20 protein-coding genes are annotated in these 24,309 nt (G+C 38.9%); 10 read left to right on the top strand and 10 right to left on the bottom strand.

Annotation, left to right across the window (positions count from 1 at the left end; all coding sequences use genetic code 11):
- Nucleotides 1–10: 10 nt before the first annotated feature.
- Together AC1M83_RS07080 and hrpA are read right to left on the bottom strand one after the other, a co-directional pair.
- Entirely contained in the window at nt 11–1,126 is a 1,116-nt protein-coding gene (locus AC1M83_RS07080) for a beta-ketoacyl-ACP synthase III (RefSeq protein WP_481590326.1), read from the bottom strand.
- 47 nt (nt 1,127–1,173) lie between these two features.
- Entirely contained in the window at nt 1,174–5,061 is a 3,888-nt protein-coding gene (hrpA, locus tag AC1M83_RS07075; protein ID WP_481590335.1) for an ATP-dependent RNA helicase HrpA, read from the bottom strand.
- A 510-nt stretch (nt 5,062–5,571) separates the two neighbouring features.
- Here hrpA and ahpC point away from each other — a divergent pair.
- Nucleotides 5,572–6,135, top strand: a complete 564-nt coding sequence (gene ahpC, locus AC1M83_RS07070) for an alkyl hydroperoxide reductase subunit C (RefSeq protein ID WP_035270191.1) — start codon at nt 5,572–5,574, stop codon at nt 6,133–6,135.
- 75 nt (nt 6,136–6,210) lie between these two features.
- Here ahpC and AC1M83_RS07065 read toward each other — a convergent pair whose 3' ends face one another.
- Both AC1M83_RS07065 and AC1M83_RS07060 read right to left on the bottom strand, forming a co-directional pair.
- Nucleotides 6,211–6,795 (bottom strand): O-methyltransferase, encoded by a 585-nt coding sequence (locus AC1M83_RS07065; RefSeq protein WP_481589606.1) that lies wholly within the window; start codon nt 6,793–6,795, stop codon nt 6,211–6,213.
- Between the two features lie 65 nt (nt 6,796–6,860).
- Nucleotides 6,861–7,082 (bottom strand): DUF1653 domain-containing protein, encoded by a 222-nt coding sequence (locus AC1M83_RS07060; RefSeq protein WP_481589605.1) that lies wholly within the window; start codon nt 7,080–7,082, stop codon nt 6,861–6,863.
- A 236-nt stretch (nt 7,083–7,318) separates the two neighbouring features.
- Between AC1M83_RS07060 and ahpF the strand changes: the two genes are divergently transcribed.
- The 4 genes from ahpF (at nt 7,319) to AC1M83_RS07040 (ending at nt 11,597) form a co-directional block, all read left to right on the top strand.
- On the top strand, nt 7,319–8,884 hold the full coding sequence (gene ahpF, locus AC1M83_RS07055) for an alkyl hydroperoxide reductase subunit F (protein ID WP_481590248.1): 1,566 nt from the start codon (nt 7,319–7,321) through the stop codon (nt 8,882–8,884).
- Nucleotides 8,885–9,058: 174 nt separating this feature from the next.
- Nucleotides 9,059–9,403, top strand: coding sequence for a hypothetical protein (locus AC1M83_RS07050; RefSeq protein WP_035265393.1), 345 nt, complete (start codon nt 9,059–9,061; stop codon nt 9,401–9,403).
- Between the two features lie 149 nt (nt 9,404–9,552).
- Nucleotides 9,553–10,254, top strand: a complete 702-nt coding sequence (locus tag AC1M83_RS07045; protein WP_180028406.1) for a VIT1/CCC1 transporter family protein — start codon at nt 9,553–9,555, stop codon at nt 10,252–10,254.
- A 131-nt stretch (nt 10,255–10,385) separates the two neighbouring features.
- The gene (locus AC1M83_RS07040) at nt 10,386–11,597 is read left to right on the top strand and encodes a YeeE/YedE family protein (RefSeq protein ID WP_481590325.1); all 1,212 of its coding nucleotides are present in this window, start codon (nt 10,386–10,388) and stop codon (nt 11,595–11,597) included.
- A gap of 255 nt (nt 11,598–11,852) precedes the next feature.
- Here AC1M83_RS07040 and AC1M83_RS07035 read toward each other — a convergent pair whose 3' ends face one another.
- The 3 genes from AC1M83_RS07035 to AC1M83_RS07025 form a co-directional block, all read right to left on the bottom strand.
- Nucleotides 11,853–13,151: a dicarboxylate/amino acid:cation symporter gene (locus AC1M83_RS07035; RefSeq protein ID WP_481590324.1), complete on the bottom strand. Its 1,299-nt coding sequence runs from the start codon at nt 13,149–13,151 to the stop codon at nt 11,853–11,855.
- A gap of 536 nt (nt 13,152–13,687) precedes the next feature.
- Nucleotides 13,688–14,467 (bottom strand): TIGR03915 family putative DNA repair protein, encoded by a 780-nt coding sequence (locus tag AC1M83_RS07030; RefSeq protein WP_481590323.1) that lies wholly within the window; start codon nt 14,465–14,467, stop codon nt 13,688–13,690.
- Entirely contained in the window at nt 14,468–15,727 is a 1,260-nt protein-coding gene (locus tag AC1M83_RS07025) for a putative DNA modification/repair radical SAM protein (RefSeq protein ID WP_481590322.1), read from the bottom strand.
- A 178-nt stretch (nt 15,728–15,905) separates the two neighbouring features.
- On the opposite strand from AC1M83_RS07025, the gene AC1M83_RS07020 reads away from it, so the two are divergent.
- Together AC1M83_RS07020 and AC1M83_RS07015 are read left to right on the top strand one after the other, a co-directional pair.
- Nucleotides 15,906–16,955, top strand: a complete 1,050-nt coding sequence (locus AC1M83_RS07020; RefSeq protein WP_481590321.1) for an NAD(P)H-dependent flavin oxidoreductase — start codon at nt 15,906–15,908, stop codon at nt 16,953–16,955.
- Nucleotides 16,956–17,028: 73 nt separating this feature from the next.
- A complete protein-coding gene (locus tag AC1M83_RS07015; protein WP_481590320.1) occupies nt 17,029–17,229 on the top strand; it encodes a hypothetical protein in 201 nt (66 codons plus the stop codon).
- Nucleotides 17,230–17,274: 45 nt separating this feature from the next.
- On the opposite strand, the gene dusB is transcribed toward AC1M83_RS07015, so the two are convergent.
- A complete protein-coding gene (gene dusB, locus AC1M83_RS07010) occupies nt 17,275–18,321 on the bottom strand; it encodes a tRNA dihydrouridine synthase DusB (RefSeq protein WP_180028412.1) in 1,047 nt (348 codons plus the stop codon).
- A gap of 282 nt (nt 18,322–18,603) precedes the next feature.
- On the opposite strand from dusB, the gene AC1M83_RS07005 reads away from it, so the two are divergent.
- The gene (locus AC1M83_RS07005; protein WP_481590319.1) at nt 18,604–19,809 is read left to right on the top strand and encodes a DUF1615 domain-containing protein; all 1,206 of its coding nucleotides are present in this window, start codon (nt 18,604–18,606) and stop codon (nt 19,807–19,809) included.
- Nucleotides 19,776–20,423 carry an HAD-IB family hydrolase gene (locus tag AC1M83_RS07000; RefSeq protein ID WP_481590318.1) on the top strand — a complete coding sequence of 216 codons (648 nt, stop codon included), beginning with the start codon at nt 19,776–19,778 and terminating at the stop codon, nt 20,421–20,423. Before AC1M83_RS07005 ends, AC1M83_RS07000 begins: the two co-directional genes overlap by 34 nt.
- A gap of 23 nt (nt 20,424–20,446) precedes the next feature.
- Here the strand turns inward: AC1M83_RS07000 and proB are convergent, their stop codons facing one another.
- Both proB and cgtA read right to left on the bottom strand, forming a co-directional pair.
- The gene (gene proB / locus AC1M83_RS06995) at nt 20,447–21,580 is read right to left on the bottom strand and encodes a glutamate 5-kinase (RefSeq protein WP_035265485.1); all 1,134 of its coding nucleotides are present in this window, start codon (nt 21,578–21,580) and stop codon (nt 20,447–20,449) included.
- Nucleotides 21,581–21,608: 28 nt separating this feature from the next.
- Nucleotides 21,609–22,820: an Obg family GTPase CgtA gene (cgtA, locus tag AC1M83_RS06990; protein WP_092767039.1), complete on the bottom strand. Its 1,212-nt coding sequence runs from the start codon at nt 22,818–22,820 to the stop codon at nt 21,609–21,611.
- A gap of 257 nt (nt 22,821–23,077) precedes the next feature.
- On the opposite strand from cgtA, the gene AC1M83_RS06985 reads away from it, so the two are divergent.
- Nucleotides 23,078–24,259 (top strand): MFS transporter, encoded by a 1,182-nt coding sequence (locus tag AC1M83_RS06985; RefSeq protein WP_481590317.1) that lies wholly within the window; start codon nt 23,078–23,080, stop codon nt 24,257–24,259.
- The last annotated feature ends 50 nt before the right edge of the window (nt 24,260–24,309 follow it).

Below are 24,309 nucleotides of genomic sequence, written 5' to 3'. Positions count from 1 at the left end.
CTTTATCTAATTAAGCTACTCGCTTCTGAACCAGTATCGAACCAACAGAATAACCCGCACCAAATGAACATAATACACCGTATTCACCATCATTCACTTGATCTGCAGTTCGGTGTAACGCAATGATGACCCCAGCTGAAGAAGTGTTTGCAAACTCGTCTAAAATGATTGGAACTAAGTCTGGATCTGCTTCAGCAACAGCTTTACCCACCACGAGCTTTAAGATTAACTCGTTCATGCTGGCATTGGCTTGATGTAACCAGAAACGTTTAACATTCGTCGGTTCGATTTGGTTTTTCTCAAGTTGCTTTGTAATCATTTTCGCAACCAATGGGCATACTTCTTTAAACACTTTACGGCCATCTTGACGGAAGCGTTTATCATCCGCGTTGGTTGTTTCACTTGGATTCAAGAAGCCAAAATTATTACGAATGTTATTAGAGAATTGCGTAAACAATTGCGTATCTAAAATTTCGAATCCAGTTTTAGAATCTGTATCTTCGATAATTGAAGCTGTCGCTACATCACCAAAAATGAAATGACAATCACGTGAACGATAATCTGTATGACCTGATGTGATTTCCACATTGACCAAGAGCACACGACGAGCACCAGACTTGATCGCATCATAAGCTTGTTTTAAGCCAAATGTTGCAGCAGAACAAGCAACATTCATGTCATAAGCATAACCTTGAATGCCCAATGCAGTTTGAATTTCAATAGCAACCGCAGGATATGCACGTTGCATATTTGAACAAGCCAATATTACAACATCAATGTCTTCAGCAGTTACACCGGCATTTTCCATTGCTTGTTTTGAAGCGATCACACCCCACTCAGCTTGAAGTGAAATTTCATCATCTGATCGTTCTGCTAAGTTTGGACGTAAACGATTAGGATCTAATACACCTTCCTTCTCTACAACATAACGTGCTTTAACACCTGAAGCCTTCTCAATAAATTCTGCACTTGAACCACGGCGTGCTTCGATTTCGCCCGCAGCAATTTTTTCAGCATTCTCTTGATTAAACTTTTCTACATAAGCATTTAAACTTTCAACCAATTCTTCATTGGTGATGACATGTTCAGGATGGAATAAGCCAGTGCCTGTAATACGAATGCCCATGCAAAACTCCTTTTTTGAGTAACTCAATATTTCAAATTAAAGCTATATTAACTGATTCCGAGACGTTCCCATACTTTTTGAATACGGTTTGGCGAAATTGGCATCTTGGTTTTCATCGGTTGAGAGAATAATGAGATTCTCAGTTCTTCAACCATAAAATATAGCTCTTTCAATTTTTGATCATTTTTATATTTAAATAATTTATCCATCCAAGGATCGACTTGAGCAATCGCATCATCATCTCGTTTGAGATTATGAGGCAAACGATCAATCCTAATCAATAAAGCTTTAAGATAGCGTGGAAATTCAATCCACACATCTACAGATTTACTATAAGCAAAATCCGCTAGACTCATCAGATCAAGTTGATCTTCAATATCATCGATATTTTTACCAAATACATTGGCATCAATCATCATCAACTCGCGTCGAATTTGTTGCCATTGTACATAAATGTCATTAAAGGCAGCCAAGACCTTTTGACCATGCGTCAGGAAAGACTGCTTGACAGCCTGCAGAATTGTTTGGAAATCTTGCGCATCTACAGGCTCTTTTTCTAAAGCCATTTGCAATGTTGCGTAAACTAACATTTGTTCTAACTGAGCTTTATCACCCAAAGGGGAATAGGCTAATGCGAGTGGTTTAGAAATTTGTTTTTTAAGCTGTCGAATCAAATCACCTAGCTGCATATGAATCAGGCGAATAATACCAGCACGATGATGGCGTATTGCTTCGTGCTGATCATTAAACGTTTGAATGACAACACCTGACTCATCCTTTTGCTCAAGCTTAGAAAATTCCTTGCTTGGTACAAGTGCTTGATATTGTTTGACGACGACACCTGTGACTTTTTGCGATGCTTCAAACACAAAATGCTCAGGGAAAGTTTGATACTCACCTTTTAACTGCTTGACTGGACTATGCGTTTCAGTACGACAGCGTGCTTTTAATTCAGATAAATCGCGACCTTGCTCAATCACTCGTCCTTTTTCATCGATGACTTTAATGAGCGGTAAAAGATATTGTTCAATTCGATCTACATTAAAATCTTTTTCAGTGATCTGTTCGCCTCTCAATTGAAAAACTAAAAAACTAAAAATATGCTTTTGTAAATCTTGCGCATCTATTTTGGACATCAGTTTACGCGCAGTATCTGGTATAGGTACCAAGCCACGACGCTTATCTTTTGGAAGAGCTTTTAATAGTGCTTCAATCAAATCAAGACGCCAACCTGGAATGCCCCATGACCATAAGTTTTCATCTACTTGTGGCAGGGCCTGTAGTGGAATCTTGACTGTCGCACCATCTTCATCATGGCTTGGGTCAAATCGATAACTTGCCGCTAAACGAAGGTCCCCATTACGTAAGTAATCAGGAAACTGTTGGGTAGTTGGACGATCGTTAAGCCATAAAGCATCGTCATCGATGAACAAATAACGTGGATTTTGAGGCTCAACTGTTGCACGCCAATCTTCAAAACTACGCCGACTCGCGACATCTTCAGGCACTTTTGCTGCATAAAACTGATAAATCGTCTCTTCGTCTACCACCAAATCACGACGACGCAATTTGTCTTCAACTCGCTCAACTTCTTCTAGTTTAAGCAAGTTATGTTTTAAAAATGGTGGTGTAATCCCCAGATGGCCCGTCGTTAAAGCATCGCGAAGGAAAATTTCATGCGCCGCAGTTTGATCGACCTTTTCATAATTGATTTGACGCTTAGGTTCAATAATCAAACCAAACAGTGAAATTTGATCATATGCGTTAACTACACCTGCTTTTTTCGACCAATGCGGTTCAAAGTAATGATGTTTCACTAAATCACGTGCAGCTAGCAAAATCCACTCAGGCTCAATTTTTGCCAGTGTTCGTAAATACACCTGAGAGGTTTCTACCATCTCAAATGCCATGACCCATGGTGTATTGGTTTTATGCAAAGTTGATGCTGGGAATACACGCGCTTTTTGCTGACGTACTGCCATAAACACATTGCGTTCATCGGTTTTATTGGCAATAAACGACAATAAACCAGTTAGTAAAGCACGGTGCAGGTTTTCATAACTGGTTTTCTTTTCATTGAATGACAGTTTTAGACCTTGGGCTAAATCAACCAATTGCTCATGAGTTTTTTTCCATTCTCTCAAGCGTAGCCAACTCAAGAAATGATTACGTGCAAATGTTCGACGCTTATTTTCACTCATCTCCCGATTTGCAACCAACGCATCCCATAATTTGAGATAGAACAGAAAGTCAGAGTCGGCTTCACGAAACAAGGCATGCTTCTGATCCGCTTGCATTTGTTTATCAGCAGGACGCTCTCTTGGATCCTGAACAGCTAACGCTGCCACGATAATCAATACTTCATTGAGCGCCCCAAAATGAGCACCCCCCAAAATCATACGTGCGAGTCTTGGATCAATTGGCATTTTTGCCATTTGTTGACCAATTTTGGTGAGAGAATCGCCTTTGCCTTGAAGTCCACCTTTATCTAAAGATGAGGCTGTTTTAGCCGCAAGAGAAGGATTACTCTTTTCCGTCATCGCCCCGAGTTCAATCAGCAGTTTACGACCATCATTGACGAGACGATGATCAGGCGGTTCAATAAAGTCAAAATCTTCGAGTGTTCCAAGACCTAAACTCTGCATCTGCAAAATAACAGATGCCAAATTAGTACGTTTGATTTCAGGTTCAGTAAATTCAGGACGACTTAAAAAGTCTTCTTCTGAATACAGTCGAATACACACACCCGGTGCAATACGACCACAACGACCTTTACGCTGATTGGCTGCTGCTTGAGAAATCGCTTCAATCGGTAAACGCTGAACGCGAGAACGATAGTTATAACGAGAGATACGTGCAAAGCCACTATCAATGACGTAACGTATGTTTGGAACGGTCAATGCAGTTTCCGCAACGTTGGTGGCAATAATGATACGCCGTCCACCACCAGCAGGATTAAAAATCTTTTGTTGTTCAGATAACGCTAGTCTCGCATACAAAGGTAGAACTTCTGTATGACGAGGTCCATGTTTGATTAAAGTTTCCTGTAGCTCACGAATCTCTTGTTCCGTACTGGCAAAAATCAAAATATCTGCGTGTTCAGGATGACCTTTTTCCTGTGCATCTTTGAAACATTCTTCAACAGCTGATACTACTGCGCGCGGTAGGTTTTCTTCAAAGTCATCAAACTCATCATCATCACTTCCTACAATACTCATTTCAGAGATCGGACGATAACGCACTTCTACAGGAAAACTACGACCTTCAACCTCAAAGATCGGTGCGTTATTGAAGTAACTTGAAAAACGATTAACGTCTAAAGTTGCAGATGTGATGATGACTTTAAGATCTTTACGACGTGGCAAGAGCTGTTTTAAATAGCCCATGATGAAGTCAATATTGAGCGAGCGCTCATGTGCTTCATCAATAATAATGGTGTCATATTTGGTTAAGAAACGATCATGAGCCAATTCAGCCAGCAAAATACCATCTGTCATTAAACGAACGATAGAGTCCTGTGAACCCTGTTCGTTAAACCTTACTTTAAATGAAATAGACTCACCGAGTTTTTCACCCACCTCTTCTGCAATACGTTGCGATACACTGCGCGCAGCTAATCGTCGTGGCTGGGTATGACCAATTAACCCTGTTAAACCACGCCCCGCAAGCATGGCTATCTGAGGAAGCTGAGTTGTTTTACCTGAACCTGTTTCACCCGCAACGATAATGACCTGATGTTTTTGAATGGCCTCAATCAATTTGTCTGCATATTGGGTAACAGGTAAATCTTGATTAAGTTTGATATTAGGAATGCGTTGAATACGCTGTTGTACTTTTAAATTTGATTTTTCAAAAAGTTCTTGATATTGCTTTTCATTGGCATCTTTTCCTTTGCGTAGTCGATTTAAACGATGAAGATCTCGTGCCATCACCATTTGTTCTACATTTAACCCTATCGTTGCCAAGTTTTAGCCCTATATCAATTACGAAACGCTTTATTCTACTCATTTTCAAAGATTATCCCAAATCTGAATCGGACTATTTTTTTAGATTAAATGAGAATATAAAGCTTAAAATGATCTTATGTTGAAATAGAAACAAGTCAGCCGCGTTATGTGACAATTCATACAATTTTTGAAATTTTCATGTGGCTTTTTATATTTTTGAAAAACTAAATCTAAAATAATGATGGTTTTTTTTATATTTACCCTTGAATTTTCACTTCAGTGTCTTCATGTTGGTAGGCATGTGAAATTTTCTCACCCTGTCACGAATACATCATTTTGATGTGTTACAAGGAAGACAGATGACAAACTTAAATGGCAATCAATTTACATAATTCGGTTTTTCCGATTTTTGTAATGTAAAAATACCATTTCAGCACAGAACGAAAGTTCGATACTCTAATTGAAAATTAAAGACTAACCTCAATCATGGAGACAATGATGAGCTTAATTAATACTGAAGTTAAACCATTCGCAGCTACAGCTTACCACAACGGTCAATTCGTAGACGTGACTGAAGCTGATCTTAAAGGCAAATGGTCTGTAGTATTTTTCTACCCTGCTGACTTCACTTTCGTTTGCCCAACTGAACTTGGTGACCTTGCTGACAACTACGCTGAATTCCAAAAATTAGGCGTGGAAATCTACGGTGTTTCTACTGACACTCACTTCACTCACAAAGCTTGGCACGACACTTCTGACGTAATTGGTAAAATCCAATACCCATTAATCGGCGATCCAACTTGGACTCTTTCTAAAAACTTCGAAGTTCTAATCGAATCTGCTGGTCTTGCTGACCGTGGTACTTTCGTAATCGACCCAGAAGGTAAAATCCAAATCGTTGAAATCAACGCTGGTGGTATCGGTCGTGATGCTCAAGAACTTCTTCGTAAAGTTAAAGCAGCTCAATACGTTCACGCTCACCCAGGCGAAGTTTGCCCTGCTAAATGGAAAGAAGGCGATGCAACTCTTGCTCCTTCAATCGATCTAGTTGGTAAAATCTAATTCATTAGATAGCACTAAAAAAACCACGCTTTGCGTGGTTTTTTTGTGTTCAATCCATCAAATTCTCAATCACCATCAATTCCGCGTAATCATCAATAATCCACACCCAATATTCAGCGTCATCGTGCAAAAATCAGGATCAGCCTTAACATCCTTTAAAAAACTTTGTATTTCAGCAGCATGGGAAATCACTTTATCTACAAGTATTACGCCATGTTCAGGATGTAGTACCTTTTTTAAATATTGCCAATAATCAGGATATGCATGTCGATTCGCATCTAAGATAATTAAGTCATACACATCGCCTTCATTAATTAATAAATCAATTGCATCACTGCTGATAAAATCAATAAGGTGATCTAAACTAAACTGTTTGGCGTACTGAGTCGCAAGTGCTGTTCTTTTTGAGTTTATATCAACCGTCGTCACTCGACCCTGATAATCCGAAACCGACTCCGCCATCCATAATGTTAAATATCCTGTCGAAGTTCCTATTTCAAGAATTCGTTTAGAGGTCTGGATCTTAATAAGCATCGAAATATAATGGGCAGATTCTGGTTTTATATTTCGATATCTCAGATCGCGATCAGTTTGATATGCATCATGTTGAATTAACTGCTGATATAAACTTTGCATTTGACTTAGAAATTCAGCATTCATGACATATTCTCATTGAATAGATTTCTATAAACTAATCAAAGATAAAGTCTTTACTATGACAATCATCATAATTTTTGAATCAATTTAAAACGTTCAATTTCACGATCATCATCTTCTAGATAAATGCTTTCCGTAAACATCGATAATGGTCTTACCCATATTGAATAATCTCCATAAAGGCATTGATAGACCACAAGCTTTTCTTGAGTTTCACTATGCGTCGCTACATGCAGGACTTGATAAAGTTGTCCTTTATAGTGTTTATAAATGCCTCTCTCTAAGGTCATAATTGGTCCTCGCTCATATCTATTAAAATAATTTTAATGTAAATATCTGAATTGAAATTGCTTTTATACTTGAAAATTCAAGTTTTAACTCAATACTTTCATACATCTACACCAAAGACTTTGATTAAATTTATTTTTCCGATTGAACTTATAAAAACAAACTGTTTTATCTATTCAATCAATTGTCTTAGTATACCTGTATCGAATGAATTATTACTCCTTTGGAGACGTTAGCAATGTTAGATCAAAATACTTCAGCTCAATTAAAAACGCTTTTAGAACGCCTTGAAGGTCCAATCGAACTGGTTGCGACTTTAAATGATTCAGACAAATCTGCAAAAATCAAAGAACTTGTGGAAGAAGTGGCAGCACTTTCTCCATTCGTCACAGCTCGTTTTGATGGTCAAAATAAACGTGCGCCGAGCTTTGGTATTGCAAAAGCAGGTGAAGAACCGCGTGTCTTCTTCGCAGGTTTACCAATGGGTCATGAGTTCACTTCTTTGATTTTGGCATTGCTACAAACTTCTGGTTATGCACCAAAAGTATCTGATGAAGTATTGGCATCCATCAAAGCTTTAGAAATCAAATCTGACTTTGACGTATTCGTATCTTTAAGCTGTCATAACTGCCCAGATGTGGTTCAAGCACTTAATTTGATCGCAATCTACAACCCTGGCACAACTGCAACCATGATTGATGGTGCATTCTTCCAAGACGAAGTAGAAGAACGCAAAATCATGGCTGTCCCAATGGTGTTCCAAGACAACGAACATATTGGTCAAGGTCGTATGACATTGGAAGAAATTGTTGCGAAGCTCGATACTAACTCTGCAGCGAAAGATGCTGAAAAACTCAATGCCAAAGATGCATTTGACGTGCTTGTGATCGGTGGTGGTCCTGCAGGTAACACATCTGCAATCTATGCGGCTCGTAAAGGTATCCGTACAGGAATCGTTGCTGAGCGCATGGGTGGTCAGGTCATGGACACCATGGATATTGAAAACTTTACATCAGTGCAAAAGACGCAAGGTCCTAAGTTTGCGGCTGAAATGGAAGCACACGTTCGTGAATACGGTGTCGACATCATGAACTTACAACGTGTGTCTGACATCAAAGGTGCGGATGAAACTGCCAACGGTTTAGTTGAAGTGACTTTAGAGAATGGTGCAAAACTTGAATCGAAAACGGTCATCCTGTCTACAGGTGCACGTTGGAGAGAAATGAATGTACCAGGTGAGCAAGAATACAAAACACGTGGTGTTGCGTACTGCCCACATTGTGATGGTCCATTGTTCAAAGGTAAACGTGTGGCTGTGATCGGTGGTGGTAACTCTGGTGTAGAAGCGGCAATTGACCTTGCGGGTATTGTTGAGCATGTCACTTTAGTTGAGTTTGATACCAAACTACGTGCTGACCAAGTCCTTCAAGATAAATTGAACAGCTTACCTAACACGACTGTCATCAAAAATGCGCTGTCTACAGAAGTTGTGGGTGATGGCAAACAAGTCACTGCACTGAAATACAAAGATCGTGCGACGGATGAAGAACACACTGTCGAATTGGCGGGAATCTTCGTACAAATCGGTTTGTTACCCAACACGGATTTCTTAAAAGAAACTCAAGTTGAGTTGACCAACCGTGGTGAGATTGTGATTAACGATCGCAACGAAACCAATGTAAAAGGTGTATTTGCTGCGGGTGACTGTACAACAGTACCTTATAAACAAATCATCATTGCCACTGGTGAAGGCGCGAAAGCATCACTGTCAGCGTTTGATTACATCATTCGTTCTGGACAGTAATTTAAGCCTTAACATACCACACTAAAGTGTAGCCCTGAGAAAACTCTTTCTCGGGGCTCTTTTATAAGCCAATATTATCTTTACAATTTTTGAATAAAACTTTATTTAAAATCTGCTTATATTGTTCTCATCCATGCTACTTGGATACTCATTGAATTAAAAAAGGAAGATAAAATGAATAAGATTCTTGTTGCTTTAGGTCTTGCTGCTACAGTTGCTTTGGTTGGGTGTAATAAGGATAAAGCTCCTGAAACTGGCGCGACAACTGGTGAACATTTAGAAAATGCCGCTGAACAAGCAGGTGCAGATATTCAGAATGCGACTGAAGATGCAGCTCAATCAACTGCAACTGCAGTCGACAATGCTGCTGATGCGACAGCGCAAGCTGCAGATAATGCTGCTGCACATGCTGAAAATGCTGCGCACAACGCTTCAGAAGCGGCTAAAGAAGCAACTGCTAATGCAGCAGCAGCTGTAGAAGAAGGTGCAGCGAATGTAAAAGAAAAAGCTCAACAATAATTTGAGTTCTACCAATTAAAGCCTCTTTAGAGGCTTTAATTTTTTCTCTAACAGAGCAATTTTACAGCCCCAAGATACGAATCAAGCCTATACTGTATGAATAACAACTCTTTTTTGAATAACATTTTCAGATAATAAGACAAAATCCTATGAGCTATTCACATCATACAGAACCACATTATATACATCGCACAGGTTGGTTAAGAGCTGCTGTTCTTGGTGCCAACGACGGTATAATTTCAGTCACTAGTTTAATCATGGGGATGGCAGCAAGTGGCGCGAATCAACATACCCTTTTAATCACTTGTATTGCTGGTTTGATTGCAGGCGCAACGTCCATGGCAGCTGGTGAATATATTTCGGTAAAATCTCAGTCTGATATTGAAGAAGCTGATCTAAAGTTTGAAGCAAGTGAGTTAGCACGCAATCCACAAATCGAACTGAAAGAATTAACGCATATTTATGTACAAAGAGGATTATCACCCGAACTTGCTCATCAAGTTGCTATACAACTGAGCGAGCATGATGCGTTAGCTGCACATGCACGCGATGAAATTGGTATTCATGAAAATACAACAGCTCAACCTTTTCAAGCCGCTTGGTCTTCTGCCACCGCCTTTTCAATAGGTGCAGCTTGCCCTATGATCGCTATACTGATCAGTCCTCCTGCATATTTAGAATACAGTGTTGCCTTTTTTTGCATTTTAGCGTTATTTATTCTAGGGGCTTTATCTGGATATTTTGCTGGAACGTCTAAAGTAAAATCTGCATTGCGAATTACGCTTTGGGGAATCGCAGCGATGGCATTTTCAAGTTGGATTGGCTCACTGTTTAATGTACATGTCGGCTAACATATAAGAATTACAAATATATAAAATCAATATTACTCAGCAGCATTTAATGCATAAATGCAGTGTAGGACTATCAACCCACAATCAATCAATTAAAATACTGATGTGTTTTATCAGCGTTTCTTATCTTCATGTCCATTATTGCAGCTCAATCTGACCGATCACACTCATCGGTCTGGATCGCTATTGTTTTATTGATTGTAGGCACCCTTAGTGCTTATCAAATTGTGGGAATTAATCAAGCCCTGTTATTCCTTATTGGTGGTGCGCTTGGTATGACGCTCTACCATGCATCATTTGGTTTTACATCGAGCTGGCGCGTTTTTATTAAAGAACGCAAAGGTCGTGGTTTACGTGCACAAATGATTATGCTCGCACTGGCAGTGCTGCTCTTCTTCCCAGCTTTAGGTGCAGGTGAATTATTTGGTCAACCCGTTAAAGGCAACGTCAATCCCGTATCGATGTCCGTGATGATTGGTGCATTTATTTTCGGAATTGGCATGCAACTGGGTGGTGGTTGCGCATCTGGGACACTCTATACAGTCGGTGGTGGTAGCTCACGTATGCTGATCACTCTATTCTTTTTCTGTTTAGGCTCACTGATCGCTACTTCACATATTGAATGGTGGTTTGCACTGCCACACTTAGCCCCTATTTCAGTAGTACAAAGCTTTGGTGTTATTCCAGCGCTAATACTCAATTTCGTGCTATTTGGTTTGATCGCATTAGCAACAGTCTACTTCGAGAAAAAACGCCACGGTCAGCTTGAACAAGAACCTGTTGCAGCACATCAAGGCTGGAAACGTTTCCTAAAGGGACCATGGCCTTTAATTTGGGGTGGTATTATTCTCACCCTGCTTAATTTCGCCACGCTTGCATTGGCTGGTCGCCCATGGGGTGTCACATCTGCACTCGCAGTATGGGCAGCGAAAGGTGCAACATTAGTCGGAATTGATGTAACAGCTTGGGACTATTGGCAACAACCTGGAAATGCTAAAGCTTTAGCAAATTCGTTGTGGTTTGATATCACCTCTATGATGAATTTTGGCATCATGCTCGGCGCTTTACTTGCAGCAGGTCTCGCTGGAAAATTTGCACCGAGTCTTAATATCCCTAAACGCTCAATTCTAGCAGCAGTCATTGGGGGGATCATGTTGGGTTATGGCGCTCGATTAGCATACGGTTGTAACATCGGTGCTTATTTGAGCGGCATTGCATCAGGCAGTCTACATGGGTGGTTATGGCTGATTTTCGCTTTTATTGGTAATGGTATAGGTGTGAAACTTCGTCCACTATTTTTCCCGAATGAAAAGCCTCAGCCTGAAAAACTTACAGGTTGCTAATCAGCAAATATCGATATTTGAGAACGCCTAATTTCAATTGGGCGTTTTTATCTTTCTATAGTGCAATTACAACCACTTAATAGAATAAGAAAAAGAAAGGAGTATTAAATTTCAGCCGATTGAAATCAGCTAAGTCACCAAAGTTTGTTCTTATAATAAGTCTTACTGTGCTTACTTTGAGTTTGTTAAATGCTGCATCATCTATATAAAAACCCATCCGAAGATGGGCTTAAGATTTAGATATTAAAAGTGAAGTCAAGCCTCTACTTTATTTTTCAAAGTTGCATCTAATTGTTCTTTATCTAATGCATTATCCCAACGTGCTACAACGATTGCTGCACAAGCATTGCCAACAAGATTAGTTAATGCGCGGCATTCAGACATGAAACGATCGATACCTAAAATAAGTGCCATCCCTGCAACAGGTAATGCTGGAACAACGGATAATGTAGCTGCCAGAGTAATAAAGCCCGCACCCGTTACACCTGCAGCCCCTTTTGAACTAATCATCGCAACCAACAAAATCGTGATCTGTTCCCAAATGGTCAAATCGATATTACAGGCTTGAGCAATAAAAAGAGCAGCCATCGTCATATAGATATTTGTACCATCTAAATTAAATGAATATCCAGTTGGAATGACCAAACCAACGACCGACTTTTCACAACCCGCTTTTTCCATTTTATTCATCAGCGTTGGCAGTGCAGCTTCAGAAGAGCTCGTACCTAATACTAACCATAATTCATCTTTGATATAGCGGATGAGATCAATGATAGAAAATCGATTGTAACGTGCAACTGCTCCCAGAATAAGCAGAACAAATAAAAGTGAAGTAATATAGAACGTTACGATTAATAATAGTAAATTTCCAATACTTGAAATACCGAAAGCACCAATCGTATACGCCATCGCACCAAATGCACCAATTGGAGCTAGTTTCATTAACATACCGACAAGGTAAAATACTGGAGCGGTCAGTGTCGTTAAGAAATCTGTAATTGGTTTCCCTTTTTCACCCACCGCTGCAAGCGCTAAACCAAATAACACAGCAACAAATAAAACCTGAAGAATATCCCCACCCGCTAAAGGACTGATTAAAGTCTTTGGTATGATATTCATGAAGAAGTCAACAATAGAGGCATCCTGAGCTTTTTCAACATAAGTTGAAACTTTGTCACCTTCTAAAGCAGCAGGATCGATATTAAGACCTTTACCCGGCTGAATAAGATTGGCAACAATCATGCCCACAATCAGCGCAAGCGTAGAGAAAGTTAAAAAGTAAGCCATTGCTTTACCCGTCACTCGCCCCACTGCGCCCATATTCGTCATACCAGCAATACCCGTGACCACAGTCAAGAAAATAACGGGTGCAATGATCATTTTGACGATTTTAATAAAAGCATCGCCAAGAGGTTTTAAACTTGCCCCCAACTCCGGCATAAAATGTCCAAGTGTGACACCCGCAATAATTGCAAAGATGACTTGAACATATAAAATTTGATAAAACTTTTGCTTCTTAGGTGGTTGAGATTGCTCATCAACGTGAATATCCATGGAAGACCCTTCTAATTCAAAAAAGTGAATCCATTGTTAAATGCAATAAATTTCACACTCAAAAATGAATTGCGCGTTAAATAATTTCAAAGGTCGAAATTCTAGTGACATTCACTTTTTGAATGAAAAAGTCGGGCTTAACTATTAGTCTAAGAAAAAAAAGATTTATAGAGTCCAATTGTGCTGAGATGACTAAATATGAATCGTCATAAAAATTAACTCATATAAAATTAAGTTTTGATATTTTTAGAAAAAAAATGAAAATTAAAAATTTATAAGTTAATTTTGAATATTAAAAATACAAATAATTTTATTTTATGACCCAATATATACCTATAAAGTATAATTAAATTTCAATGCAATCTAAGAACAATATATATAAATATATAATTCAATATCTTATGTAAATAACCCTTAAAGAAATATAATCAAAAAATATTAATAATTTTAGTAGTATAAATTTAAAACACTCTTACAAAATTGTTTTTATTATATTTTATCAAATAAATTCAATAACTTATTTTTAAAAAATCATACTAAACCTGCTTTTCATTCATATATCTCCAATACCTTTTAGGTACGTATTGAACATGCAACTTAGGATTATCACGTGCCACTATATTTACACTCTTAAAATAATCCTTCCAAAGTTGATCATATAGCTCTTCTTGATCATCGAGTTCAATCATGAATGATTGACTAGAACCTATATGGATATTTTGATCAATTTCGGCTGCATTCAAATTAACTTGATGGACTTGCTTCAAATCATAGTAAATTCCGTAGCGTCGCTTTTCATCATAAATTAACCAACGCTGGTCTTGATAACGTGCTTTGAAATGCTTAGAGATTAAAGGCAGAACATTAAAATCTGGTCTTACTAATGATAAAAATAAACCATCCTTACACTTTTTAAAGCGAACAAATGCCTCCATTCGGTGCTTTTCACGACCAACTTGTTTAGCCCATTGTGCAAGCGCTAAAACATCACGATGACCGAAATTTTTTTCAACGGCATATTGGTGCTTAAAGATATAAATGGAATAATCAAATAGATGTTGGTATGCCACTTCCTGCTCAGACAAAAAAGTAAAATACCAATTACGTAAACTTGAAGCAGAAATTTTAGATTTTAAACCTTGCCAGACTCGTTCAGCTTGCTTTTCTTCACTGTAAACTCGGACTGACTCATCAAACAAACTCTGGTGAGCGTTTCCTTCAGTTTGAACTTTTACGTCGAACTCTTTGAATTGAAAAGCTCTAAAAACACAGCACAGCAACCCAGTCATGGTACCATCAAAAACATACACAGCCATTTAAAACCCAAATCCTAGTTGAGGTGACAGTTGTTTCACATATTTTGATTGCCCACTTTGTAAAATTTGCTGGCGGATCTGATGAGCGTGCTGTTCTCTTTTAAACTTAGGTGTATCAGCACATCGAATAAAATGCTGAGCACGATTATAAGCAACGCCTAAGCGCTTTAACTGATCGATATGAATTTTTCCAAATCGGCGAGCCTGTACAATTTTCTTAGCAGATCTCACACCAATGCCAGGAACACGCAAAATCATTTTATATTCAGCAGTATTGATATCCACTGGAAACTGCTCTGGATGTCTTAAAGCCCAACCTAATTTAGGATCAACCTCTAAATCTAAATTAGGGTGTGCTTCATCCACAATTTCGTTGGCTTCAAATCCATAAAAACGCATTAACCAATCTGATTGATATAAGCGATTTTCTCGCAATAACGGCGGTGCAGAACCTACAGCAGGCAAAGCAGCCTCTTCTGGATTGATAGGAATATATCCTGAGTAATACACCCGTTTTAATTTAAAATCTTTATAGTGCTTGTCAGCCATCAAGATTACATCACGATCTGTTTCGTGATGCGCACCGACCACCATTTGTGTTGTCTGACCTGCAGGCACAAATTTAGGAACCGACTTGATTAGTTTTCTCTCATCTTTCAATTCAATCAAACGGTCTCTCACAATAGCTAAATCTTTCTGCACTTCTGCATGCGACTTTTCAGGAGCAAATTTCACCAAGCCTTCTTCTGTCGGCATTTCCAAGTTAATGCTCATCCGATCGACATACAGTCCAGCCTCATGAATAATCTCTTGAGAAGCGCCCGGAATAGTTTTGAGATGAATATATCCATTAAAATTTTCTTCAAGCCTTAATTTTTTTACGACTTGAAGCATTCTCTCCATGGTGTGATCCGCGGATTTAAAAATTCCTGAACTTAAAAATAACCCTTCTATATAGTTTCGACGATAAAAATTAATGGTCAGATCTACCACTTCTTGGACGGTAAATGCTGCTCGCTTTACGTCATTTGAACGGCGAGAGACACAATACGCACAATCATAAATACAGACATTTGAGAATAAAATTTTTAATAATGAAACACAGCGACCATCTTCGGTATAACTATGGCAAATTCCGGAACCTGTATTACCAAGACCTTTATCTTTGTTCTTGCGGTTACTACCACTTGAGGAACAAGACACATCATATTTGGCAGCATCAGCTAAAATCTGTAATTTTTCACGGATACGATCAGACATATATGTATGGGGAAGCAATGAGATTTCGAATATTATAATTGTTTATTTATTCTACCAAATGTCAGTGATCACTCATGCGACACAGTTTGACGCTTTGCATTTTCGCACTAAATAATGAATATAATTTGATTCTCTGACCATGATTGTGCAAAGTGAAATTGAATCATGGAGCTTGATTATGTCTTTACTCGAACAATTATCCATTCAGCACCCCATTTTTTTAGCGCCAATGGCTGGGGTATCCACACCAGAACTGGCAGCTGAAGTATCCAATCAAGGTGGATTGGGGTCTCTTGGTTTAGGTGCTGCCAGTATCCAAAATGCTCGACAACAAATAGTTGCAACTCAAAAATTAACAGATTTACCCTTTCAGGTGAATTTCTTTTGCCACAAACCAACTGAACTTGATTCTGAACGGAATCTAAATTGGATAAATTATCTAAAACCCCACTTTGATAACTTTAATACTGAACCACCCAAAGAATTAAAATGTATTTACCCCAGTTTTTTAGATACTGATGATTTTTTAGATTTAGTCTTGGAAACTCGACCTAAGGCGGTGAGTTTTCACTTTGGGATACCTCATGCACATCAAATAGCTGCCCTCAAAGAGGTTGGTATTATTACGATGGTATCAGCAACGAACTTAGCGGAAGCTAGAGCAATTGAAGACGCTGGGATTGATATCATCATTGCACAAGGTATTGAAGCGGGAGGACACCGTGGTATTTTTAATGAGCATTTTGACAGTGCAATCAAAACAGCAGATTTAATAAAATTACTTGTTCCTACCTGCAAGATACCTGTCGTAGCAGCTGGTGGAATCATGAATGGATTTCAAGCTAAATATATGATGAATCTCGGAGCTTCAGCCGTACAACTCGGTACTGCATTTGTACAATGCAAGAGTTCAGCTGCTAATGCTGCTTATCGTAATGCATTATTAAGCAAGCCTTTAACTCAAATCACTTCAAGCATCTCTGGGCGACCAGCGAGAGGGATAATCAACAGTTGGTCAACTCTCGTAGATTTACCTCAGCGTGAGTTAGTTGCTCCCTACCCTTATGCATATGATTTAGGTAAACAACTTAATGCAACAGCATTAACCAATAATGATGAAAGCTTCGGTGCATTCTGGGCAGGAAGTAATGTAAATCAAATCAGAGCTTTAGAAGCGCCTGATTTAATCAATCAAATCATATTAGAAATTGATCAATATGATGCTTAAATAATCGATAAAACCCATATCGAGCTGTAGTTTTTTAATTTACAATAAATTGTTAAATTATGTAGCGAAAAGTATGGGTTTTGTATTATTAGCACTTGTGGCGATTGGATTCGGAATAGACACCTATTCACATGCTCAAGATAATGATCAGTCCACTCAACATAATATTGAGCAGCTAGATACTCAGAATTTAAATCAAGATCAATTACATTCTTCTGAAGAGAAAAAATCGGATTCTGAAATAAATTTACAACCTCTTGAATCTCAACAGTAGAATGTATGAATAACTTATCTGAGTTGAGTGCTGACATATAGAAACTCAACCTGATTTTAATAAATCCACAGATTCCACTTGAACATCACTCATAATTTGCCCTTCTGACAAAAGTAAATCGAAATAATTGGCTACGACCTTGGCTTGTTCCGCTGTACTTTCTACTTTGTACATATTCTGACGAAATTCATTACTTGAGTGGAGACCTTTGGTGTACCACGCGATATGTTTACGTGCAATACGACAGCCTGAATACTCACCGTAAAATTCATATAGCTCATTCAAATGACCCAATAGAACTTCTTTTACTTCAGCAATCGATGGGGCTGCAAGTGGCTGTCCCGTTTTTAAATAATGAGCAATTTCTCTAAAAATCCATGGACGACCTTGTGCAGCTCGGCCAATCATCACGGCATCAGCACCAGTATGATCTAATACATACTTGGCTTTTTCTGGGCTATCAATATCTCCATTTGCAATGACTGGAATAGAGATATTTTGCTTCACTTCTTTAATTAGATCATAACGTGCAGTATTTAAATACATATCTTCCCGTGTACGACCATGCAATGCTAGAGCTGCAATACCCGCTTGTTCTGCGCGCTTCGACACACGCATAATATTTTCATGTCCGTTTAAAAATCCTAAGCGCGTTTTAAGTGTTACAGGGACATCTACTGCCTCGACCACCGCATCTAAAATTCTGGCTACCAAGTCTTCATCCTGTAGTAGTGCAGAACCTGCTAATTTATTGCACACCTTTTTCGCTGGACAGCCCATATTGATGTCAACGATTTGAGCACCATTTGACACTTGATATCGTGCAGCTTCAGCTAAATCCCGTGGGTCTGATCCTGCTATTTGTGCTGAAATTGGAGCAATTTCTCCATCAAAGTTGGCTCGGTAGAGACTTTTCTTGCTCATACGCAGCGTTTTGTCAGAAGTCATCATTTCACTAACTGCATGTCCTGCACCAAAATATTTACACAAGGTTCTAAATGGTCGATCCGTTACACCTGCCATGGGTGCTACAAAAACAGGAGTTGTTTTTTCGCGATCAAATAAATCACGGATCACAGGATGTTGAGACATGAATAATACCAATGATGATGAAACAGTTTCAGAATGCTTAACTTTTTAAATCTGCACTCATTGAGAGATTGAAATTGGATACAAGCATTAAATTATATAACGTTTGAAACTAAAAATATGTTTTATCTCATTTTGCTTGAATGTTAATGGATGAACTTAAGCTCAAAACTTAGATTTTGATTTGAAGCATGCTGCCATCATCTTGTATACATATAAGTTCTCACAAATCGTGAATGAAATAGTATACTTCGCTAGAATCTTTATCGCTGATACTTTGCATTTATGAAAAATAGCTTTCGCTCTAATGTAATTTTTAAAGCCTGTAGTGTTGCTACATTAAGTTTATTCATGAGTGCTTGTGATGACTCATCGTGGTGGAACACACAAGACAAAACGATTGATGCGGAACAAATCTCAAAACTCATTCCTGGCCGCGTTAATAATCGTGGTTCATGGGCCGAGGATATTTATAAAATAACGGAGCAACTTGGTATACCTCAAACGAAAGAAAATGTGTGTACCATTATTGCTGTAGTCGATCAAGAATCTAATTTTGTTGCAGATCCTCATGTACCCGGACTAGGTGCCAAAGCAGTTAAAGAAATTGATGATCGTTTAGATGAAAAATTTAAAGATAAATTAGGGGATAGTATCGGAGGCACAGTTGCGGGCTATTTCCAAGAGGTCTTAAAAAATCAGCCAACCCCTGAAGACAACTATCTGAAACAAATGCGGAAAGTGTCTACCGAACGAGAATTAGATGAATTGTATCGTGAGATTTTTGCTCACATGGCAAAACACTACCATGTCAGTGCACTTACTGGTGCAGCTAAACTCGTTGGTCAAGATATTGGTGAAAAACTAAATCCCATTACCACTTTAGGCTCTATGCAAGTTCATATTAGCTATGCAAAAGATCATAAGCGCCAAGGTGGAAGTATCGCTGATCTAAGATCAGACCTTTATAGTCAATATGGCGGACTCTATTATGGTATTCACCGCCTGATGATGTATCCAGCAGATTATGATCAACCCATATATCGCTTTGCAGACTACAATTCAGGCATGTATTCAAGTCGTAACGCCGCTTTCCAAAGCATGCTCAATGAATTAACAGCAGCAGAGTTAACGCTTGATGGCGACTTATTACTGTACAATAAAAATGGCAATCCAAAAGCTGAAAAGAGTCAATCTGAACAAGAACTTATCAATGTATTTGCCGCAAATAATGTATTTATTACACCTCGTCAAATTCGAGCTGATTTAAAGAAAGAAAAAGAGAAAAAGTTTGAAGATACGCAAACTTATAAAGCTGTGACTGAGCTTTACGAAAAGAAAATTGGAAAAGAAAAATTTTATGCCATTATGCCTGAAGTGGTTATTTCAGGTCCTAAGCTTAGTCGCGACTACAATACCAACTGGTTTGCTACGCGAGTTAACGGTCGATATCAAACATGTATGCAGAAAGCAAAAAGAATCAAAACCTAGCGTTATTTGATTTTGATGGAACACTGTGTGAAAAAGATAGTTTTACGAGCTTTATCTTTTACGCCTTATCAAAACGACATATTGTTACGCAAGGACTAAAAACCCTGCCTTGGATTCAAGCCTATTTTTTAAATATCTACCCCGCGCACGCAATGCGCCCTAAGCTATTCAAGGCAATGTTTACTGGATTTTCTAAATCTGATGCAGATCCGATTGCACTTGAATACGCCCATTCATTACAACAACACTTAAACTCACCCATTTATGAACAACTGATCAAGCATCAACTCCGTGGTGACCGCATTGCGATTGTCTCTGCATCCATTGATATTTATTTAAAACCCATTTCTCAAATTTTAAATGTAGATTTGATTTGTACTGAAACTGAAGTGCTTAATCAGTTTTATACGGGTCATTATTCTTCTCCTGATTGTAGTGGCGAAGAAAAAAGACAGCGCATACTCAAGCAATATGATGTAGACCAATTTCAATCAATTTATGCTTATGGAAATTCTTATGAGGATCAAGCGATGTTGGATATGGCTGATTATCCTTATATGGTCGGATCATCTCATCAATTACCCGATCTTGATCCACAAAAAAAGCTCGCCTAAGCGAGCTTTTATTAAATAAGAAATTAATAGATCGCCATATGATTGCGATGGATCATTTCTAATGAACGTGCTTCACCTAGAACTTGGTGTACCTTATCTGAGGGTAAGCCTTTGACAATTTCAGCGCTACGTGAACTAAAGTTGACACGACCAACTGCGACGCGATGCCGTTGCTGATCCACACACTCCACCACATCACCACGCTCGAAATGCCCTTCAACTGCTTTCACACCTACAGGCAATAAACTCCGATGATTTTCTTTGATCGCTTTCACAGCACCATCATCAATCACCAATCGCCCTGCAGTCTGCAAATGCGCAGCTAACCATTGTTGGTGAGCAGTGATTCGATCATTATCAGTGATAAACAACGTACCTAGCATCTCACCCGACATTAATCGAGTTAACACATGATTACTGTCTCCACTGGCAATCAGTGTAGGACATCCTGATTTCGCAGCTAAACGAGCAGCACGTACTTTGGTCAGCATTCCACCTCGACCAAACTTACCACCACCACCTGCCATATCAAACAAACTTTCATCTAATGCGCGAACTGTATGAAACAACTTCGCATTAGGATTTGAGCGAGGATCTGAATCAAACATCCCCTCTTGGTCTGTCAAAATAATCAATAAATCAGCATGAACTTGGCCTGCAACCATTGCAGCTAAAGTATCATTGTCTCCGAATCGAATCTCATCAGTAGATACAGTGTCATTTTCATTAATCACTGGAATCACTTTCCAATCGATTAAATGTTGTAAAGCATCACAAGAATTCAAATAACGGCGACGGTCAGCCAAGTCATCATGAGTCAATAAAACTTGTGCAGACTGAATATTGTGATTCAACAATACACTAGACCAAGTTTGTATCAGCCCCATTTGACCAATGGCAGCACAAGCTTGAAGACTGGGTAGATCCGTGGGTCGATTCTCAAGTTTCATTCGAACCATACCTTCAGCCACAGCACCGGAAGACACGAGAATAATCTCATGCCCTGCATTGTGTAGATCTGCAATTTGCCCCGCCCAATGCGAGATTGCATCTATATCTAAACCTTTTCCGTTTGCTGTGAGTAAAGATGATCCGATTTTAACAACGATTCTTTTGCAACCCTTGAGCTGACGTTGCCCATCTACCACTTCTATCATCTTGTCCTCTGTCTCTTATATAAAGAGATTAACGTACGTAGTACACTTCCATTTCGCCATCATCTTCATCATCGTCAAAATCGTCATCCTCTTGACTGGCAAGACGTTGTTTACGACGCATTTCACGATAAGCCTCTTTAGCTGCAATGGTTTGTTCACGTGTTTCAGCTTCAAGCTGATCACGGAATGCTTGCATTTCTGCTGCATACTCTGGATCTTCAACTTCGCGTTCGCGCTGTTGTTCAATTTGATCCATTAAATAATAAACGACTTCTTTGGTTCCCTCAGACATCAAGCCTGAAGTCTTAAATACTGGACCCTCCCATTTCAACTCTTCAAGGATGTGATTGCACCACTCATCTCTTGAGTCTTCAGGCAACTGATCTACTTTATTTAAAACCAACACCACTGGGAGTTTTGACAATGTTGGAGAGAACTTTAAAAGTTCATTTAAAATTGCCTTAGCATTATAAGCTGGATCTGATCCATCAATTGGCTGTACATCCACGATATGTAGAAGAATACGAGTACGCGCCAAATGTTTTAAGAAGCGAATACCAAGCCCTGCACCTTCTGCAGCACCTTCGATCAAACCTGGAATATCAGCCATTACAAATGAACGGTGACGATCTGCATCTACAACACCAAGATTAGGTACCATAGTTGTAAATGGGTAATCTGCTACTTTTGGTTTTGCTGCAGAGACAGCACGAATAAATGTTGATTTGCCCGCATTTGGCATACCTAATAAGCCAACATCTGCCAAGACTTTCAGCTCTAGGCGAATTTCGCGGAACTCACCTTTGTTACCATGTGTACATTTACGTGGAGCACGGTTCGTTGATGACTTAAAGTGAGTGTTACCTAAACCACCGTCACCACCTTGAGCAACAAGAACACGTTGACCATTTTCAATTAAATCACCAATGATGTCGCCAGACTCAGTATCTACAATTGTTGTTCCTACTGGAACATATAGTGTTACGGATTCACCACCGCGACCTGCACAGTTTGCGCCAGCACCATTTTTACCACGTTCAGCACGAAATCTACGGGTATAACGATAATCTACAAGCGTACTGGTGTTGTCATCAGCTTGAATATATACGCTGCCACCACGACCACCATCACCACCATCTGGACCACCAAATGGTACGAATTTTTCACGGCGAAAACTGGCTACGCCATTGCCACCGTCGCCAGCCTCTACGGTAATGACTGCTTCATCAACAAAGCGCATAATGCCAATCCTCTAAAAACTTTAAAACCGCCTATTCTGCCATATTTTAAAGTATTTCTCGACTATATTTATGCAGGTTGAGAATAAGTTAGCGACTTTTTTCATAAATTGAGTCTTTAATATTTTGGTGTATCACTGCATTAAATTTGATTTATTCATTACTCATTGTTTTATCAAATGACATCATTGGTTTTATTTATTTCTGAAACCATAAAATAATGCCTATAGTGCATTAAATTGCACTCTAAGATTTTGACATGGATCGCTCTGCTACCCCTTTATCCTCACAATTCGTGCTTATTATGGCTTTGGCCTGTGGTGTCTGTGCAGGTTCAGCCTATTTCAATCAACCACTGATTTATTCAATCGAAAGAAGTTTAGAAATTTCGACCAGCCAAGCTGGATTTACCGTGGTTATCGCTCAAGTGGGTTATATGCTCGGACTCATGCTTTTGGTACCCCTTGGAGATTTTTTTAATAAACGAAAACTCATTGTGAGTTTAATGATATTTGCGGCAATTTCGCAGATCCTTTTGTCTTTCAGCTCAGATATTAGCACTTTATATATCTTTACCCTTTGTGCAACATTTGGAGCCATATCAGCACAAGTATTAATTCCATTTGCTTCTTCCATTAGCCCACCGGAATTAAGCTCGGCAGTTGTAGGTAAACTCATGAGCGGATTGGTCATGGGGATTATTTTATCTAGGACATTTGCCGGCTTTGTTTCAACTTATTGGTCTTGGGAAGGCGTTTATTTCATTAGTGGTATTTTGACTTTATGTTTTGCATGTTTAATGTGGAAAAAACTCCCCAACACTCAACCTGCTTCGCATTTACAAGTCACCGATATTTACAAATCACTTTGGAGCATCGCAAAGCATAATCCGCATCTCATACGCCGTGCCTGCGCGGGTGCCCTAGGATTTGGCATTCTCTCAATGGTGTTTACATCGATGACTTTTGTTTTAGGGAGTGCCCCATATCAATTTACTGATTTTCAAATTGGTCTATTTGGTCTGCTAGGTATTATCGGAATTTATTCCTCGAGTTGGTCTGGTAAAACAGTTGGCAAAGGGAAAGAAGAATTTGTCGCTCAATTATGTATCACCTTGATGCTGTTCTCTTGTATTCCATTATATTTCGCGCAACAGAACATCTTCATTTATGCACTTGGCGTATTGATGAGCTATTTTGGTCTCACTGCATTTCATGTTTTAAATCAAAATCTAGTCTATCGTATTGATGGTCAAGCACGCTCACGAATTAATGCTGTATATATGACCATTTACTTTTCAGGCGCTGCATTAGGTTCTTTAGGTGCTGTCTATGCTTGGGAACATTATGCATGGATTGGTTGCGTTGCTTTGGGACTGTTTTTCTCAATTTTAATTTTATGTATTGATCGTTATGATTTTAAGATCATGAAAATCATATAAACATCTCGCTCAGTACACACTTTAAACTGAGCGATAATGAAATGATGAAG

It is taken from the genome of Acinetobacter sp. 25-47-130, assembly GCF_056779705.1.
This window is presented reverse-complemented; position numbering and strand designations above follow the sequence as displayed.

What these genes read in the sequence shown, in the direction of transcription:
- AC1M83_RS07080 (WP_481590326.1), bottom strand. Translation starts at nt 1,126, where the DNA reads ATGGGCATTCGTATTACAGGCACTGGCTTATTCCATCCTGAACATGTC.
- hrpA (WP_481590335.1), bottom strand. Translation starts at nt 5,061, where the DNA reads ATGGTGATGGCACGAGATCTTCATCGTTTAAATCGACTACGCAAAGGA.
- ahpC (WP_035270191.1), top strand. Translation starts at nt 5,572, where the DNA reads ATGAGCTTAATTAATACTGAAGTTAAACCATTCGCAGCTACAGCTTAC.
- AC1M83_RS07065 (WP_481589606.1), bottom strand. Translation starts at nt 6,795, where the DNA reads ATGAATGCTGAATTTCTAAGTCAAATGCAAAGTTTATATCAGCAGTTA.
- AC1M83_RS07060 (WP_481589605.1), bottom strand. Translation starts at nt 7,082, where the DNA reads ATGACCTTAGAGAGAGGCATTTATAAACACTATAAAGGACAACTTTAT.
- ahpF (WP_481590248.1), top strand. Translation starts at nt 7,319, where the DNA reads ATGTTAGATCAAAATACTTCAGCTCAATTAAAAACGCTTTTAGAACGC.
- AC1M83_RS07050 (WP_035265393.1), top strand. Translation starts at nt 9,059, where the DNA reads ATGAATAAGATTCTTGTTGCTTTAGGTCTTGCTGCTACAGTTGCTTTG.
- AC1M83_RS07045 (WP_180028406.1), top strand. Translation starts at nt 9,553, where the DNA reads ATGAGCTATTCACATCATACAGAACCACATTATATACATCGCACAGGT.
- AC1M83_RS07040 (WP_481590325.1), top strand. Translation starts at nt 10,386, where the DNA reads ATGTCCATTATTGCAGCTCAATCTGACCGATCACACTCATCGGTCTGG.
- AC1M83_RS07035 (WP_481590324.1), bottom strand. Translation starts at nt 13,151, where the DNA reads ATGGATATTCACGTTGATGAGCAATCTCAACCACCTAAGAAGCAAAAG.
- AC1M83_RS07030 (WP_481590323.1), bottom strand. Translation starts at nt 14,467, where the DNA reads ATGGCTGTGTATGTTTTTGATGGTACCATGACTGGGTTGCTGTGCTGT.
- AC1M83_RS07025 (WP_481590322.1), bottom strand. Translation starts at nt 15,727, where the DNA reads ATGTCTGATCGTATCCGTGAAAAATTACAGATTTTAGCTGATGCTGCC.
- AC1M83_RS07020 (WP_481590321.1), top strand. Translation starts at nt 15,906, where the DNA reads ATGTCTTTACTCGAACAATTATCCATTCAGCACCCCATTTTTTTAGCG.
- AC1M83_RS07015 (WP_481590320.1), top strand. Translation starts at nt 17,029, where the DNA reads ATGGGTTTTGTATTATTAGCACTTGTGGCGATTGGATTCGGAATAGAC.
- dusB (WP_180028412.1), bottom strand. Translation starts at nt 18,321, where the DNA reads ATGTCTCAACATCCTGTGATCCGTGATTTATTTGATCGCGAAAAAACA.
- AC1M83_RS07005 (WP_481590319.1), top strand. Translation starts at nt 18,604, where the DNA reads ATGAAAAATAGCTTTCGCTCTAATGTAATTTTTAAAGCCTGTAGTGTT.
- AC1M83_RS07000 (WP_481590318.1), top strand. Translation starts at nt 19,776, where the DNA reads ATGTATGCAGAAAGCAAAAAGAATCAAAACCTAGCGTTATTTGATTTT.
- proB (WP_035265485.1), bottom strand. Translation starts at nt 21,580, where the DNA reads ATGATAGAAGTGGTAGATGGGCAACGTCAGCTCAAGGGTTGCAAAAGA.
- cgtA (WP_092767039.1), bottom strand. Translation starts at nt 22,820, where the DNA reads ATGCGCTTTGTTGATGAAGCAGTCATTACCGTAGAGGCTGGCGACGGT.
- AC1M83_RS06985 (WP_481590317.1), top strand. Translation starts at nt 23,078, where the DNA reads ATGGATCGCTCTGCTACCCCTTTATCCTCACAATTCGTGCTTATTATG.